The 14,088-nt window shown below is 75.4% G+C and carries 13 protein-coding genes; 5 read left to right on the top strand and 8 right to left on the bottom strand.

Annotation, left to right across the window (positions count from 1 at the left end; translation table 11 throughout):
• Together ACFFF6_RS02785 and ACFFF6_RS02780 are read right to left on the bottom strand one after the other, a co-directional pair.
• Nucleotides 1-615 (bottom strand): MFS transporter (locus ACFFF6_RS02785; protein WP_512700203.1); only part of this gene is annotated, 615 nt, incomplete at its 3' end.
• Nucleotides 616-735: 120 nt separating this feature from the next.
• Nucleotides 736-939, bottom strand: a complete 204-nt coding sequence (locus ACFFF6_RS02780) for a hypothetical protein (protein ID WP_376978011.1) — start codon at nucleotides 937-939, stop codon at nucleotides 736-738.
• Between the two features lie 298 nt (nucleotides 940-1,237).
• On the opposite strand from ACFFF6_RS02780, the gene ACFFF6_RS02775 reads away from it, so the two are divergent.
• Nucleotides 1,238-2,662, top strand: coding sequence for an MFS transporter (locus ACFFF6_RS02775; protein ID WP_376978009.1), 1,425 nt, complete (start codon nucleotides 1,238-1,240; stop codon nucleotides 2,660-2,662).
• Nucleotides 2,663-2,723: 61 nt separating this feature from the next.
• Complete coding sequence (locus tag ACFFF6_RS02770; protein WP_376978008.1) at nucleotides 2,724-3,698, top strand: alpha/beta hydrolase fold domain-containing protein; 975 nt, start codon at nucleotides 2,724-2,726, stop codon at nucleotides 3,696-3,698.
• Nucleotides 3,699-3,711: 13 nt separating this feature from the next.
• Here ACFFF6_RS02770 and ACFFF6_RS02765 read toward each other — a convergent pair whose 3' ends face one another.
• On the bottom strand, nucleotides 3,712-5,106 hold the full coding sequence (locus ACFFF6_RS02765; protein ID WP_376978007.1) for an aminotransferase-like domain-containing protein: 1,395 nt from the start codon (nucleotides 5,104-5,106) through the stop codon (nucleotides 3,712-3,714).
• Between the two features lie 60 nt (nucleotides 5,107-5,166).
• Here ACFFF6_RS02765 and yczE point away from each other — a divergent pair, with 60 nt between their 5' ends.
• Nucleotides 5,167-5,943, top strand: a complete 777-nt coding sequence (gene yczE, locus ACFFF6_RS02760) for a membrane protein YczE (RefSeq protein ID WP_376978006.1) — start codon at nucleotides 5,167-5,169, stop codon at nucleotides 5,941-5,943.
• Nucleotides 5,944-6,037: 94 nt separating this feature from the next.
• Nucleotides 6,038-7,486, top strand: a complete 1,449-nt coding sequence (locus ACFFF6_RS02755; protein ID WP_376978004.1) for an MBL fold metallo-hydrolase — start codon at nucleotides 6,038-6,040, stop codon at nucleotides 7,484-7,486.
• Here ACFFF6_RS02755 and ACFFF6_RS02750 read toward each other — a convergent pair.
• From ACFFF6_RS02750 to ACFFF6_RS02735, 4 genes are all read right to left on the bottom strand, one after another.
• Nucleotides 7,437-7,961 carry a GNAT family N-acetyltransferase gene (locus ACFFF6_RS02750; RefSeq protein WP_376978002.1) on the bottom strand — a complete coding sequence of 175 codons (525 nt, stop codon included), beginning with the start codon at nucleotides 7,959-7,961 and terminating at the stop codon, nucleotides 7,437-7,439. The two genes, ACFFF6_RS02755 and ACFFF6_RS02750, sit on opposite strands and share 50 nt — an antisense overlap.
• Before the next feature lie 74 nt (nucleotides 7,962-8,035).
• Complete coding sequence (locus tag ACFFF6_RS02745) at nucleotides 8,036-9,292, bottom strand: alkaline phosphatase family protein (RefSeq protein WP_376978000.1); 1,257 nt, start codon at nucleotides 9,290-9,292, stop codon at nucleotides 8,036-8,038.
• Between the two features lie 167 nt (nucleotides 9,293-9,459).
• Nucleotides 9,460-10,305 carry a GNAT family N-acetyltransferase gene (locus ACFFF6_RS02740; protein ID WP_376977998.1) on the bottom strand — a complete coding sequence of 282 codons (846 nt, stop codon included), beginning with the start codon at nucleotides 10,303-10,305 and terminating at the stop codon, nucleotides 9,460-9,462.
• A 37-nt stretch (nucleotides 10,306-10,342) separates the two neighbouring features.
• On the bottom strand, nucleotides 10,343-10,591 hold the full coding sequence (locus ACFFF6_RS02735) for a hypothetical protein (RefSeq protein ID WP_376977996.1): 249 nt from the start codon (nucleotides 10,589-10,591) through the stop codon (nucleotides 10,343-10,345).
• Between the two features lie 174 nt (nucleotides 10,592-10,765).
• On the opposite strand from ACFFF6_RS02735, the gene ACFFF6_RS02730 reads away from it, so the two are divergent.
• Nucleotides 10,766-12,208, top strand: a complete 1,443-nt coding sequence (locus ACFFF6_RS02730; RefSeq protein ID WP_376977994.1) for a serine/threonine protein kinase — start codon at nucleotides 10,766-10,768, stop codon at nucleotides 12,206-12,208.
• A 90-nt stretch (nucleotides 12,209-12,298) separates the two neighbouring features.
• Here the strand turns inward: ACFFF6_RS02730 and ACFFF6_RS02725 are convergent, their stop codons facing one another.
• The gene (locus ACFFF6_RS02725; RefSeq protein WP_376977992.1) at nucleotides 12,299-13,885 is read right to left on the bottom strand and encodes a serine hydrolase domain-containing protein; all 1,587 of its coding nucleotides are present in this window, start codon (nucleotides 13,883-13,885) and stop codon (nucleotides 12,299-12,301) included.
• Nucleotides 13,886-14,088: the final 203 nt, after the last annotated feature.

The following is a 14,088-nucleotide window of genomic DNA, read 5'->3' as shown; positions in this document are numbered from 1 at the left end:
GGCCTCGGCTCGTGCGGGCGCGGCGGGCTCGGCGGCGCCCGCGGGTTCGCCGCTCGCGGCGGCAGCGGCGCGCAGGACGGAGCGCTCGCGGAGCATGACGACAGTGGTGAGGGCGACCAGCGCGGCGATCACCGCGACCGCCACGAGCACGGAGATCTCGCCCCAGAGACCGATCAGCGCGGTCGCGATCGGCGGCCCCGCGACCCAGGCGACGGAGACGATCGCGCGCGTGTTGATCACGACCGAGGGGGCGGCCCCGGAATGGCGCAGATGCGCGAACAGCATCGAGTTGCCGATCCCCGCCGGGCCGCCGATCACCACGAGCGCGAGGACCGCGAGCGGCAGGGTGGTCACGAGCGCGAGCACGACGGCGAGGACGGCGGTCAGGACCGCGCACAGCAGCATCGGCCCCAGGTAGTCACGGCGCCGGTCCGCGGCCGCCGGGATGATCAGCGTGCACAGGAAGCCGCTCGCGTTGTAGATCGCGAGGACCCATCCGATCTCCGCCGTGCTGGCCCCGTACAGGCCGGTGAGGATGAGCGCGAGCGCCGGGCTGAGGAAGGAGATCTGCAGGCCCCACAGCAGGGCGGCGGCGGGGATCAGGAGGCGGTTCATCGGCGGCCTTCGGTGCGGGGCGAGGAGCCGGTTCGGGCTCGAGGTCCGAGGCTATCGACGGCTCCGCCGCCGAACCAGGAACTGCCAGGGCACCGCTGCGAAGGGGCGGCCGGGGGCGGGTCAGCGTCGCATGCGCAGGCCCGCGACCACGAGCATCGCGACCGAGATCAGGCTCAGCGTGATCACGAGCGGCAGGGCGGCGATGCCGTCGACCGAGATCAGCATGAGGCTGACCAGGAACAGGACGCAGGCGACGCCGACCAGCGCGGCGGAGAGGACGCGCCGGACGGCGGTGCTCCGGCGCTGTCGCGGCTGGACCGTCATCGCTTCCCCCTCTGCTGCCCCGCTCGCCGGGAGGATCCCCCTGCCGCGGAACGAGCGGAGGGCTGCGGCGGCGCAGGGCGAGCATTCCGCTCCGACAGTAGCGACGGCCGGGCCGCCCCCGCCAGGTCCTGCGGTCCCGACATCCCGGACGCCGCGGTGTACCCCGGTCCCGTGCACCGGATCCGGGCTGCGACCTTCGTCGGGCGTCCCGACGGTCGGCGACGGGCGCTCCCGGCCGACGCGGGGTGGTATCTCACGGAATGTGGCCTGCTCCCGGGCCGTGGGGTAGAACGGATCGGTGAGCCCCGATCCCCGTCCCGTCCCCGATCCCGCTGCGGGCGCATCCCGCGCGGAGGTCTCCGCCGACTCCTTCGCGGTCGAGGCCGACGTCTTCGCCGACGAGCCGGGCTCCGACCTCCCCGAGCCCCCCGCGCCCGATGCCGCCGACAGCGGCCCCGCGGGGCGCATCGCCGTCGCGGCGCCGGAGGCCCCGCTCCCGGCTCCCGCCCCGGCGAGGACGGGGCCCCGCGGACCCCGGGGCCCCGTGTCGATCGCTCTCGCCGCTCTCGCCGTCCTGACCGTGTCCTTCTCGCTGCGGCCCGGCGCGGCCTCCGTCGGCCCGCTCCTGGACCCTGTCACCTCGGCCTTCGGCCAGGGGGAGACGTTCGGCGGGCTGCTCACGGCCCTCCCGGGGCTCTGCTTCGGCGTCTTCGGCCTGCTGGCGGTGCCGATCGCGAAGCGCACCGGCCTCACCGGGACCGTCGTGCTCGCCTTCCTCGCCGCGACCGTCGGCCTGGCCCTGCGTCCCCTGTCCACCGGCGGCGTGCTCTTCGTGCTGCTGACGATGCTGGCCCTGGCCGGACCGGCCCTGGGCAACGTGCTCGTGCCCGCCTGGGTGAAGCGGCACGGCGGCTCGCACACGGTCGCGCTCATGACCCTGTACTCGATCGTCCTCGCCGCGGGAGGCACCGCCGGCGGCATGCTCGCCGTGCCGATGGCCGGCTCCGCCCCTGAGGGCTGGCGGTTCTCGCTGGGCGTCTGGGCGCTCGGCGCGGTCGTCCCGGTGCTGGTGTGGCTGCTCGTGCTGCGCCGCACCGGCCATGACTTCCAGCCCGCCCCGGCGGGGGAGCGGGTCGGCGGGAGCCTGCTGCGCTCGCCGATGGCGCTCGCCCTCACCGTCACCTTCGGCCTGCAGTCGATGCACGCCTACATCCAGATGGGCTGGGCGCCGCTGATCCTCGCCGATGCGGGGCTCTCCCCGGCGGCGGCCGGGATCATCGCCTCCGTGTCCCCGGCCTGCGGCATGCTGGGCGGGCTCGTGATGCCGTGGATCATCGCACGCGTGCGGCAGCTGCAGCCGATCATGCTGTCGATGGGCGTGCTCACCGCCGCCGGCTACACGGGCCTGCTGCTGGCCCCGGCGGCGGCGCCGCTGCTGTGGATGCTGCTGCTGGGGATCGGCGGCTTCGTCTTCCCGGCGACGATCGCCCTGCTGCCGGCCCGGACCCGGGATCCGCGGGTGACGGCCCGGCTGTCCGGCATGGTCCAGCCCACCGGCTACATCCTCGCGGCGATCGGGCCGTTCGCGGTGGGCCTCGCCCATGAGGCGCTCGGAGGATGGCGCGCCATCCTCGTGGTGCTGGCGCTGCTGTCGCTGGTGATGGGGGCGATGGCCTGGAGGGCGTCGGCTCCGCGGATGGTCGACGACGAGCTGGCGGTCTGAGCCCGGCGGACATCCCGCCGGAGTCCCGCCCCGGCGGCGTGGCGCATGGAAGGATGTGCGCATGAGCGACGCGCGCACCCCCGTGACCTCCCCGGACCTGCCGGTGCCTCCCCGTGCCCGGGACCTCGCCCCGGTCGCGGCCGTAGGGCGCGCCGCCCGGCTGCTGTTCGCTCTCCCCGACACCCCGTTCCTCGGCGCGCTGCAGATCACCCAGCGGCCGACGCTCCCCGGTCGCGGAGTCGTGGACCGCTCCCTCGTGACCCGCGAGAGGATCCAGGGCGCCGACCGCACCGCCGGGAGCATCCCGGTGACCTGGATCGACAGGGCGCGGGCCGGGGACGCCGCGATCGTGCACCTCCACGGCGGCGCCTACGTGCTCGGGGAGACGCCCTCGCACTGGGCGTGGCTCGAGGAGCTGCGTCGTCGCTCGGGGACCGCGGCGGCGATGGTCCACTACCGCATGCCCCCGCGGCACCCCTTCCCGCGCGCTCTCGAGGACGCGGCCGCCGCGGTCGAGGAGCTGCTGCATCGGACGGTCCTGCGGGATGGTCGCTGGATCCTCTCCGGCGACAGCGCGGGCGGCGGGCTCGCCCTCGCGCTCGCCCAGCGGCTGCGCGATGCGGGGGAGCGCGGCCCCGCCGGCATCCTGCTGACCAGCCCGTGGACCGACCTCACGATGACCGACCCCTCCCAGGCGCTGCAGGAGCCCCGGGATCTGGTCCTGTCCCGAGCCTCGCTGGCCCGTGCCGCTCGGCACTACGCCGGTGCCTTCCGGCTCGAGGATGCGCGGCTGAGCCCCCGCTTCGGGGACATGACCGGCCTCGCCCCGGTGCACCTGCTGGTCGGGGCGGACGATCTGCTCCTGGGCGATGCGCGGGCGACGCAGGCCGCCCTGGTCGAGGCCGGCGTCGAGGTCGACCATCACGAGCTCGAGGGCGCCCCGCACGACTATCCGATCCTGATCCAGGGACCGGCCGCTCAGTGGGCGATGCGCCGCCAGGTGGAGTTCGTGCGGCGGAGGCTCGGGCTGGCATGACCGGGCGCATCGCTCACGTCGCGTCCGCCTCCAGCCGGCCCAGGACCGCGAGCGCCTGCGCGAGCTGATCGGCCGGGGCGGAGAACGGCAGGCGCACCGCGCGCCGTCCGCCCGCGGGCGTGGCGGAGAACAGCCCGCCGGGGGAGAGGACCACCCCGAGCGGGATCGCCCGTGTCGCGAGCGCGGCGGAGTCCTGGCGCAGGCCCGTGCACCACAGCGACAGGCCGCCATCGGCCTCGGGCGCCCGCCAGTGCGGCAGGTGCTCCGCGAGGCCCTGCCGCAGGGTCCGGTGCTGCTGCGCGACCTGGGCGAGGACCCCGGGATCGGTGCCCTCGCCCAGGAGCGCGGCCGCGATCCGCTGCTCGATGATCGCGGCGCCCAGGTCGACCCCGAGCCGCACGCGACCGATCGTGGCGGTGATCTCGCGCGGCGCCCGGATCCAGCCGATCCGCAGCCCCGCCCACAGCGACTTCGAGGCCGAGCCGACCAGCAGCACGGGCTCACCCGTGCCGGGCCGCAGCATCGGCGGCGGCAGGGGGATCCGCCGCCAGTTCATATCGACGAGGGTCTCGTCCACGATCAGGGCCGTGCCGCCGCGCCGCGCCGCCGCGAGCAGCCGGTCGCGCTCCGCCGCGTCGCGCAGCCGGCCGGTCGGATTGTGGAAGTCGGGGGTGAGCAGGGCGGCGGAGAGCCCGCCGGAGGCGAGGACCTCGGCGGTCGCGGCCGCGGAGGCGATCGCGTCCAGCGGCACGATCCGCCGTCCGGCCTCGCGGACCACCCGCGCCGTGTTGGGATAGCCCGGCGTCTCCAGGCCCACCCGGTCCGCGGGGGCGGTCACCGCCCGCAGGGCGAGATGGAGGCCGGAGACCGCGCCGGTCGTCACGGTGATCTGCTCCGGGGAGGTCGGCAGGCCGCGCCGCGCGTAGTGTCCGCAGATCGCCTCGAGCAGCTCCGGGAGGCCATGGGCGGGCGCCGTGCCCCGCGCGGGATCGCGGCCGATGCCCTCGACGGCGGTGCGCGCGGCCTCCTCGGTGCGCCGGTGAGGCGGCAGCACGGTCGCGCGCAGGTCGATCGTGCCGGGCGGGGCCGGCTCGGTGCGCACGGCGAGCGACTCGACCGGGCGGGGAACATCCCGCGGCAGGCGCACGATGCGGCCGGAGCCCTGCCGGGCCACGAGCAGGCCCCGCTCCTCGAGGACCGCGAGGGCTCGCACGACGGTCCCCCGCGTCAGCCCCAGGTGGGCGGCCAGCACCCGCTCCGAGGGGAGCCGGGACCCGTGCGGGATGCGGCCCTCGCCGATGAGCGCGCTCAGCCGGTCGGCGAGCCAGGCGGTGATCGCGGCGGAGGGGCGGGGGCCCAGCTGCTCGAGCAGGAGGGGCGCCGGATGCGCGGGGGCGGCGGGTGTCATGGGACCAGTGCATCACAGGTGGACCTGTCATAGGGGTCCAGTCGCGGGCATGCTGGGAGCATGTCCCTCGCGAACCTCCCCCTGCGCTCCCAGCTGCACGTGGACCGGCTCCCCCTGCGGCTGCTGACCCTCGCAGCCGGGCTGACCGGCTATGGCGTGGGCCTGGCGATGATCATCCGCTCCACCTGGGGCGCCGACCCCTGGGACGTGCTGCACGTCGCGCTCGCCGAGCGCAGCGGCCTCAGCGTCGGGACCGTCATCATCGCCACGAGCGTGCTGGTCCTGCTCGCCTGGATCCCGCTGCGCCAGCACGTGGGCCTCGGAACCCTCGCCAACGCGCTGTGGATCGGCGTCGCCGCGGACGCGGGTCTGCGGCTCATCCCCGAGGCCGCCACGCCCGCGGGCGGCCTGGGCCTGCTGATCGGCGGGATCGTCCTGAACGCGGTGAGCGACGCCGTCTACATCGGCGCCCAGCTGGGTCCCGGCCCGCGGGACGGGCTCATGACCGGGATCCACCATCGTTGGGGGCTGCCGATCGGCCCGGTGCGCCTGGCCCTCGAAGCGGTCGTGCTCGCGGCCGGCTGGCTGCTGGGCGGTCCCGTGGGCCTCGGCACCGTGCTGTACGCGGCATCGATCGGGCCGATCGTCCACCTCGTCCTGCCGCGGGTGACGATCGCGGTGCGCGTCCTCCCGGCCCCGAGGGGCCGGACCTCTCCCGCGAGGTCCGCCGCCTCGGATCCGGCCCCCGCCCCGGGCGATGCCGCGGCATCCGCGCCGCCGGGTCCGGCCCCTGCGGGTCCCGCATCGGCTCCGCCCCGTCCACCGGGAGCTCCGTGACCGTTCATGTCGGCATGTGACCATGGGACGATCAGGGACCGGTCCGCGGACCGGACGCGAGGGCCCGCGACCGGGCCGTGCACAGGAGGCCGGCATGCTTCTGGAACGCATCTACGACACCGACCTGGCCCAGGCGGGATACCTGATCGGCGCGCAGGCGAGCGGGCGAGCCCTGGTGGTCGACGCCCGCCGCGACGTCCGGGCCGTCCTCGACCTGGCCGCCCGCCACGGCCTCGCGATCACCGACGTCGCCGAGACCCACATCCATGCCGACTACCTCTCCGGGACCCGCGAGCTCGCCGCCGCCACCGGCGCGCGCATCCACGTCTCCGGGGAGGGCGGCGAGGAGGGGCAGTACGGCTTCGACGCGGCGCGGCTGCATGACGGCGACGAGATCGACCTCGGCGACGTGCGCGTGCGCGCCCTGCACACTCCCGGGCACACGCCCGAGCATCTGTCCTTCCTGGTCACGGACCTCTCCGTGGCCGATGAACCCGGCTACCTGCTCTCCGGCGACTTCGTGTTCGCCGGCGAGCTGGGCCGCCCCGACCTGCTCGACGAGATCGGCGGCGGGACGGGCACCCGCGAGGAATCGGCGCGCGCGATGTTCGCGAGCCTGCGCGACCGCTTCGTGCCGCTCCCGGACTGGGTGCAGGTCCTGCCCGGCCACGGGGCCGGCAGCGCCTGCGGGAAGGCCCCCGGAGCGGTCCCCCAGACGACCGTCGGCTATGAGCGGCGCTTCGCGTGGTGGGCGCCGCTGCTGGCCGCCGACGACGAGGACGCCTTCGTCGACCGGCTTCTGCACGGCCAGCCCGAGCCCCATGCCTACTTCTCCCGCATGAAGCGCCAGAACCGGCTGGGCCCGGCGGTGCGCGGGCACGTCGCCCCGCCCGCACCGCTCGCCCCCGCGGAGGCCGCCGCCCTGCTCGCCCGGGGCGAGGCGGTGCTGCTGGACACCCGCGGCGTCGAGGCCGTGCACGAGCGGGCGATCCCCGGCGCCCTGCACGTGCCCGCCGCCGCGAGCCGCTCCACCTTCGCCGCCTGGGTCTACGACCCCGATCACGAGGACCTGCCGATCCTGCTCCTCGCACAGGACGGGGCCCAGGCCGCCGAGTTCGCGGACAACCTCCTGCGCGTCGGGATCGACGAGGTCGCCGGGTACATCACCGCCGTCGACGGCCTGCCCGCCGCGGTGCCCCCGATGGTGGACCCCGCCGAGCTCGCGACCGCGGAGCACGTTCTGCTGCTGGACGTGCGCTCCCGCGGCGAGCACGAGGCCGGCCGCATCCCCGGGGCCGTGCAGCTGCATGGCGGCCGCGTGCTCTGGGAGCTCGACCGCCTGCCGCGGGAGGGCCGGATCCTCGTGCACTGCCAGTCCGGGCTGCGCGCCGCCGTGGTCGCCTCCGCCCTGCGCCGGGCCGGGTTCGACGTCGCCGAGCTCGCCGGCAGCTACGCCGGCTGGCTCGCGCACACGGCCGACGCAGAGGCCGCTCTCACAGCAGACGGTGGAGGATCACCAGGTCCCACCAGCGACCGAACTTGAACCCCGACTCGGGGATGCGCGCGACCTCGGTGAAGCCGCAGCGCTCGTGCAGGGCGATCGAGGCCGCGTTGCCGGCCTCGATCCAGCCCTGCAGCGAATGCCATCCCTGCTCCTGGCCCAGCGCGACGAGCGCGGTGAGCAGCCGGCGCCCGATCCCCCGTCCCTGCGCGGAGGGCGCGAGGTAGATCGACACCTCGCCGGTGCGGGAGTAGCCGGAGTAGTCCCGCAGAGGGCTGATCGTCGCATAGCCGAGGACGTCGCCGCCGGGATCCTCCGCGACGAGCATGGTGCCCCGCTCGCGGTGCCCCTGCGCCCAGGCCGCGGATTCCGCGGGGGTGGGCCGATGATCCGTCCACAGGCCCGTCGACTCCGCGATCGCGGCGGCGCGGATCGCGCCGACGGCGGCGGCATCGGCGGCGAGGGCCGGCCTGATCCGGGGGACGGAGGCGGCATCGGTCGGGGTCGTGACGGACATGAGCGCACAGTACGTGCTGCGGGCGCCTCCGCGCCCGCGCGACCACCCGGCGGAGGGAGGGGGCACGGGCGCGCTCAGCCGGCCCGGAGCCGATCTGCGGGCAGGGCCAGACCACGGGCCGTCGCGCCGCGCAGGGCGAGCCCCATCGCCGCCGCGATCGACGCGCCCAGATCCGCCCAGGAGCCTTCGGAGCTGTCGCCGGGCAGGTCCGGGCCGCAGGCCAGGACCTCGACCGCCGCCCCCGGATCTGCGACCGCGCGTGGCCCGGCGTAGTACGGGTCCTCGCCCGTGATCGCGGGGCGCTGCGTCGCGGAGGCGCCGAACAGGATGCCGCGAGGCCCGGTCAGCACCGCGACCGCATCGGTCGTCGCGGACGCGCCCTGCCCCTCGAGGATCTCGCGCAGCGCCAGGCCGTGCTCCTCGGCGAAGCCGGCCAGGACCTCGAGGGCACGTGACCTCGCCGCGGAGCCCCGTCGCACGTGCACGATCGCGCAGGGCCCGTCCGGGAGCACGACCGCGTCGCCGTCGAGGGAGCGCGGATCCTCGGCGTGCAGGAGGCCGGCCGCGGCCAGCGCCGTGTTCGGATGCAGCAGCATCCGCACCGGCGCGCCGGGCCGGCCCGGGACCAGCAGCACGCGGTCCTGCGGACCGGCGGCGAAGGCGTCGAGGACCTGCCCGCACCGCTCGGCCAGGTCGGCGAGGGCGCGCTGCGCCGTCGGCGAGCCGGGCCCCGCGCGATGCTGCGCCGCGGCGCATCCGGTCATCCGCACCGCGAGCAGATCCAGGGGATCCGCCCGCGTGCTGCGGTGCAGGGCCTCGGCGGCGATCTCCGCGACGAGCGCATCGGGCGGCGCGCTCGAGAGATGCACGCCGGCTGCCCGTCGCGGCGCCAGATGCCGCTCCCACATGGCGGGGGAGCTGGTCTCGCGGGCCATGGTCCAGCGGTCCCCGTAGCGGTGCAGGTCCTCGACCAGCGGCAGGCACAGATCGATGCGCGCTCCCGCCGTCGCCGGCCACTGCAGCGCCGCAGTGCGCAGCCCCGCCTCCGCGGCCGCGTCGAACAGGGTCGGCACCCGCAGCGCCTGCGCGTACCAGGGCCTGCTCGCGGACGGGTCCTGCGGATCGGGGGCGTGCTGCGTGGGAACTCCCGTGCGGCGCACGGAGGCCCCCGTGCCCAGGCAGACCAGCGACGGCGCGGCCTCGGCGGGGCCGCCCGGAAGCACGCGCAGCGATGCGGCCGAGGCGAGAGGCCCCGGCAGCCTTCTCAGATGGCGGGCTCCCTCCGCGCCCAGCGCGTCGACGGCGATCAGCAGCGTCCGTCCCCTCGTCATCGGCACCCCTCCGGTCCCCGTCCATCAGCGCCGGTGCCGGACGGCAGCGACGTGATCTGGAACCCTAGGGCGGGGGCGTGGCCGCGGCGGGAGGGACCGATGAGCAGGCGGACACGACCCGGTGAACACGCGGTGCCGCCCCGGCACCGCGGAGCCGGACCTCGCGGTCACGCCTCGAGCAGGTCTCCGATCGCATCGAGGTCGTCGATGTCCCAGATCTGCTCGTGGCCGACGAGGGCGAACCCGAGGCGGGCGTAGAGTCCGCCGTCGGAGGCGAGATCGTCGTCGGTGCGCAGCGCCGCCGCATGCGCGCCGCGGCGACGGGCCTCGACGCATGCCGCCCAGGTCGCTGCCGACGCGGCGCCTCGGCCGCGCTGCTCGGGCATGGTGGCGACGCTCCAGATGCTCGCGACGCCCCCGGAGATCAGGATGCTGCCGGTCGACATGATCCGATCCTCGGCGTCGCGGACGGCGACATAGGTCATCTCGCCGGGCGCGTGGTAGAAGTCGGCCTCGACGTCGATGTCCGCCGCCTGCTCGGCGGAGGTGTCCGCGAAGACCTGGCTCACGACGCGGCGCAGCGCGCGCAGGGACTCCTCGTCATCGGCGACCGCGACGGCCATCCCCGGGACGGGTGCTGCCTCGGCGTCGAGGTCGTCGAGATCGAGGAGCATCAGGGCGCGGGGGAGGCCGAGATTCCGTCGTGCTCCGATCCGCGCCATCAGATCCGCGGCACCGACGAACGACGATTCCGCACCGCGCAGCTCCACACCCGTCCCGCGCGCTCGTCGGCGGGAGGCGACCAGGGAGCGCAGGATCTCCGGAAGGGGGATGCGGGAGCCCGGTCGCAGACGTACCAGATCCCGCTGGCCGGGCCCCGAGGACGGCATCCAGTGGCATGACGCGCCGGGGAGGTCCTCGTGGCGGACGGCGATCTTCGGGCGGTCCAGGCGTGCCAGCGTGCGCAGGCCCTCCAGCTCCGCGGTGACGACGACATGGTCGAGAGGGATCATCGGCGCTCCAGATGGTGGCTGCGGCGTCGGAGCCTGCTCAGGACAGGTCGCCGGCGACGTGGTCGGCACGTCCGGCATCCGCGTCGAGCCGACGGCGGTTGCGGGCGGCCTCGGCGCGGCTCCGCTCGGACAGGCGGCGTCGCGCCTCGCGGGTCGTGTCCGCGGGCTCGTCCGGCGTCAGCGCGAGCCAGATCAGGAAGCCGATGGTCAGCAGGATCGTGCCGGCGATGAGCACGACCACGGCGAGCGGGGACAGGGACGGAGCGGTCGTCCACAGCTCACCCATCGACCTCTCCTCCCATCGGCACGGGCCCGTCCCGGGATGCGCCGTCCGGGGTGCGGGCGGGTGCGGCTCGGATGCGCGGGGCCTGCATCCATCGTACTGTGGGGCGGTCGGGCCGTGCCCAGCGCCTTCCCGCGCGGCGGCCCGGGGCACCGTTCACGAGGACAGAAGGCGGCTATGGCAGACGTGATCGTGGGGCGCTTCGCCCTGATCGACCTCATCGCCAAGGGCGGTTCGGGGTCCGTCTGGCGCGCCTACGACATGAAGACCGGGCAGGACTGCGCCGCCAAGGTGCTGCGCCAGCGCGATTCGGCGGACCTCATGCGCTTCGTGCGCGAGAAGGGCGTCAGCTTCGATCACCCGCATCTGCTGACCCCCTACGGGTGGGGCGCGGAGGACGAGCACGTCGTCATCGCGATGCCGCTGGTGAGCGGGGGAACGCTCGAGGGGGTCGTGAAGCGGCGCGGCCCGCTCGCGGAGCCGGCGGTCGTCGTCATCCTCGACCAGCTGCTGGATGGCCTCGCCCATGTCCATTCCCACGGCTGGATCCATCGGGACGTGAAGCCGGCGAACATCATGTTCGAGCCGCTCGGCGCGCAGCGGCCGCATTCCCGGCTCGCCGACTTCGGCATCGCCGTGCACGACTCCGATGTCCGCTTCACCCACGTCGGCATGGTCAACGGCACCCCCGGATACATGGCGCCGGAGCTGTTCTCCATGGCGGAGCCCGCGCCCTCCCACGACCTCTACGCGGCCGGCGTCGTGGCGCTGGTCGCCCTCGCCGGGCCGATCAAGCTGCGTGACGGCGCCTTCCGCCGTGAGGAGCTCGACGCGCATCTGCGCGGGGTGAGCCCGAAGCTCGCCGCCGTGATCCGCCGACTCCTTGCGGCGCAGCCCGATCAGCGCTACCAGGACGCGGAGGCGGTGCGCCGCGATCTGCCGCGCGTCCCTCCCGGCTACCCGCTCACCTTCGCCGACGGCGCCCCGCTCGAGTTCGTGGACACCCTCTCGCCGCTCCCGGCCGATGCCCCCGGCCGCGACCGCGCCCCCCGCACCGCGCATGCGGCGACCGGAGCGCTCGAGGCGATCCGCGAGGGCCAGGTGCAGCAGGCCTACGGCATGGCCACGCACGTCCCGCACTCCGCAGGCGCGGGATCTCCTGCGCCGACGGGGGCGGGAGGCCAGGCGGCCTCCCCGCAGCATGCCTCCACCCCCGGGACGGGCTGGCATCCCGGGCCGGGGTCGGGGCCGCAGTCGGCGAGCCCTCAGCAGCCCGGATCCGCCTCGTCCCCGCGCACCGGCCCGCAGTGGGCCGCCGGGGGCCAGGGCTACCCGACGAGCCCTGGCACGGGCGGGACCGGCAGCACCGGGACGACCGGCCGCACCGGGGAGCAGGGCGGGGGAGGCCGGACCATGATGCTCGCCGCGATCGTGATCGGCGCCCTCGCGGCCGCGGTGCTCGGCACCGTGGTCGCGATCATCCTGGTCAGGAGCTTCAGCACGAGCGCGATGCCGGAGCCGGACAGCTCCTCCGCTCCCGTCGCGGCGAGCCTCAGCAGCGTGCGGATGCCGGGCGGGGCCGAGGGCTCCGCCGGCGTCCTCGAGCCGGCCGCCGGCTGACCGCACCGGCCGCGGGCCCGGCGGGAGCGCCGGCGCCGTGCCACGGCCCCAGGAGTCGACCACGCGGGGAGCGGGCCCGGCCCCGACGCCTCAGCCGCGCACGGGCGTGCAGGTCAGCGCCTGCACGAGCGCGGCTCGCCGCGGGTCCATCTCGAGGTCGATGCGCAGGCCGGTGACCCCGTCCGCGGCATGCTCGCCCGCGGCCAGGGTCCAGCGCAGATGCGCACGGGAGACGACGCTCGCCTGCGTCCCGTCCAGGCCGGCGAGGTCTCCGATCCCGAGCCCTGCGGCGGCGAGAGCGGCATCGCGGCGGCGCAGGCGCTCCTCGCGGCCCTGGTCCGGATCCATGGTGTCCGCGAACCAGGCATCGGCGTGGGCGTCGTCCTCGGTCGTGAGCCAGGCGAGCATCGCGGCCCCGGCCTGGACGGTGCGTGCATCGGCCTGCAGGGCGGGGGAGGCGAACAGCGCCGGGGCCTCGGCGGCGAGGATCCGCAGCGCCTGCATCGACAGCGGCACGGCCGGGGCGTACTTGGAGTTCGCGAGTGCGACGATCCCGACCCCGCTGGGCCGGTGCCAGGCCATGAAGGAGCCGAAGCCCGGATACCCGCCGGAATGGGAGATGATCTCGCCCAGGTCGGCGAAGCGCTCGACGACGAGGCCCATCCCGTAGGCGCGGACGCGGTCGAAGCCGGGGGAGATGCCGTCGGGTCCGGCGGGGAGGGGCGGGGTCGTCTGCAGCCGGTGCGCCTGCTGCATCTCGCGGCGCGAGGCGGCCGCCAGCATCGGGCCGTCGCCGACGGCAGGGGCGGTGGCGGGCGCATCGGCGGCGGCGAGGAAGCGCACCCAGGCGGCGACGTCGTCGACGCTCGAGAACAGCCCCGCCATCGCGCCGTACACGCCGGGGGAGTCGAAGGGCTCGGCCTCGAATCGGGTCGCATCGTCCCGGTCGGCGAGGCGGTGGCCGGTGGCGATGCGATCGGCCGGCAGCTCCGCCCGGTCGAAGGCCGTGGCGGCCATCCCGAGCGGAGTCAGGAAGCGCTCGCGGATGACCTGCTGGTACGGGGCGTCCTCGAGCTCGTCGATCACCCGCCCCAGCAGGGCGTACGAGGTGTTGGAGTACTCGAACCCCGTACCGGGCCGGTGCACGAAGCCGAGGCCGTCCGCGAGCAGGTGCGCGAAGTCCTCGCGGGTCATCGCCTCCTGCCGGTCCCCCCACGGGTTGTCGGTGACCATGCCGGCGCTCATCGTCAGCAGGTGCCGGATCGTGAGCGCCGGAGCATCGGCCAGCAGGGGGTCCTGCGTGCCGCGCAGCAGACCTGCCGCCTCGGGCACGTGCTGGGCGACCTCGTCGTCCAGGCGGAGCCGGCCCTCGTCGCGCAGCGCGAGGACGACCGCAGCGGTGAAGGACTTCGTCATGGAGGCGATGCGGGAGATGGAGTCGCGGGCCATCGGGGCGCTGCCGGGAGCGGGCGCCCCGGCCTCGAGGTGCGCGGCGCCGGCGGCGCCATGGGCGAGCACCGCCTCCCGATGCGTGTGACCGCCGATGATCGCCCAGCTCACGCCCGAGGTGCGATGGTCCGCCACCGCGGTCTCGAACAGAGTGCCGACCTCGGCGAGGACCTCCTCGTCCGGGCGGGCGTCGGGCAGGGAGGCGGCAGGGACGGAGCTTCGGGGCATGGCTCCACTCTAGGGCCGGGGAATGGACCCGACCGCCTGCGATGTCAGCGGGCGGACCATACACTCGAAGAAAATGGACAGGTGTCACGGATCATCGGAGGGCCCGTCCGCCGAGCCGCCAGGAGGAGCCGTGCCCCGTCACCGCGAGACCGACCTCGTCATCGCCCGCCGCGACCAGGGGCGGCACGTCATCGTCCTCGGGA

It is taken from the genome of Brachybacterium hainanense (assembly GCF_042434575.1).
GTDB classification, from domain to species: Bacteria; Actinomycetota; Actinomycetes; order Actinomycetales; family Dermabacteraceae; genus Brachybacterium; species Brachybacterium hainanense.
Note: the sequence above shows the minus strand (reverse complement) of the source record. Positions and strands in the feature narration are given on the sequence as shown.

Coding starts and splice junctions, on each gene's coding strand:
- ACFFF6_RS02780 (WP_376978011.1), bottom strand. CDS start 939: ATGACGGTCCAGCCGCGACAGCGCCGGAGCACCGCCGTCCGGCGCGTC.
- ACFFF6_RS02770 (WP_376978008.1), top strand. CDS start 2,724: ATGAGCGACGCGCGCACCCCCGTGACCTCCCCGGACCTGCCGGTGCCT.
- ACFFF6_RS02765 (WP_376978007.1), bottom strand. CDS start 5,106: ATGACACCCGCCGCCCCCGCGCATCCGGCGCCCCTCCTGCTCGAGCAG.
- yczE (WP_376978006.1), top strand. CDS start 5,167: ATGTCCCTCGCGAACCTCCCCCTGCGCTCCCAGCTGCACGTGGACCGG.
- ACFFF6_RS02755 (WP_376978004.1), top strand. CDS start 6,038: ATGCTTCTGGAACGCATCTACGACACCGACCTGGCCCAGGCGGGATAC.
- ACFFF6_RS02750 (WP_376978002.1), bottom strand. CDS start 7,961: ATGTCCGTCACGACCCCGACCGATGCCGCCTCCGTCCCCCGGATCAGG.
- ACFFF6_RS02745 (WP_376978000.1), bottom strand. CDS start 9,292: ATGACGAGGGGACGGACGCTGCTGATCGCCGTCGACGCGCTGGGCGCG.
- ACFFF6_RS02740 (WP_376977998.1), bottom strand. CDS start 10,305: ATGATCCCTCTCGACCATGTCGTCGTCACCGCGGAGCTGGAGGGCCTG.
- ACFFF6_RS02735 (WP_376977996.1), bottom strand. CDS start 10,591: ATGGGTGAGCTGTGGACGACCGCTCCGTCCCTGTCCCCGCTCGCCGTG.
- ACFFF6_RS02730 (WP_376977994.1), top strand. CDS start 10,766: ATGGCAGACGTGATCGTGGGGCGCTTCGCCCTGATCGACCTCATCGCC.
- ACFFF6_RS02725 (WP_376977992.1), bottom strand. CDS start 13,885: ATGCCCCGAAGCTCCGTCCCTGCCGCCTCCCTGCCCGACGCCCGCCCG.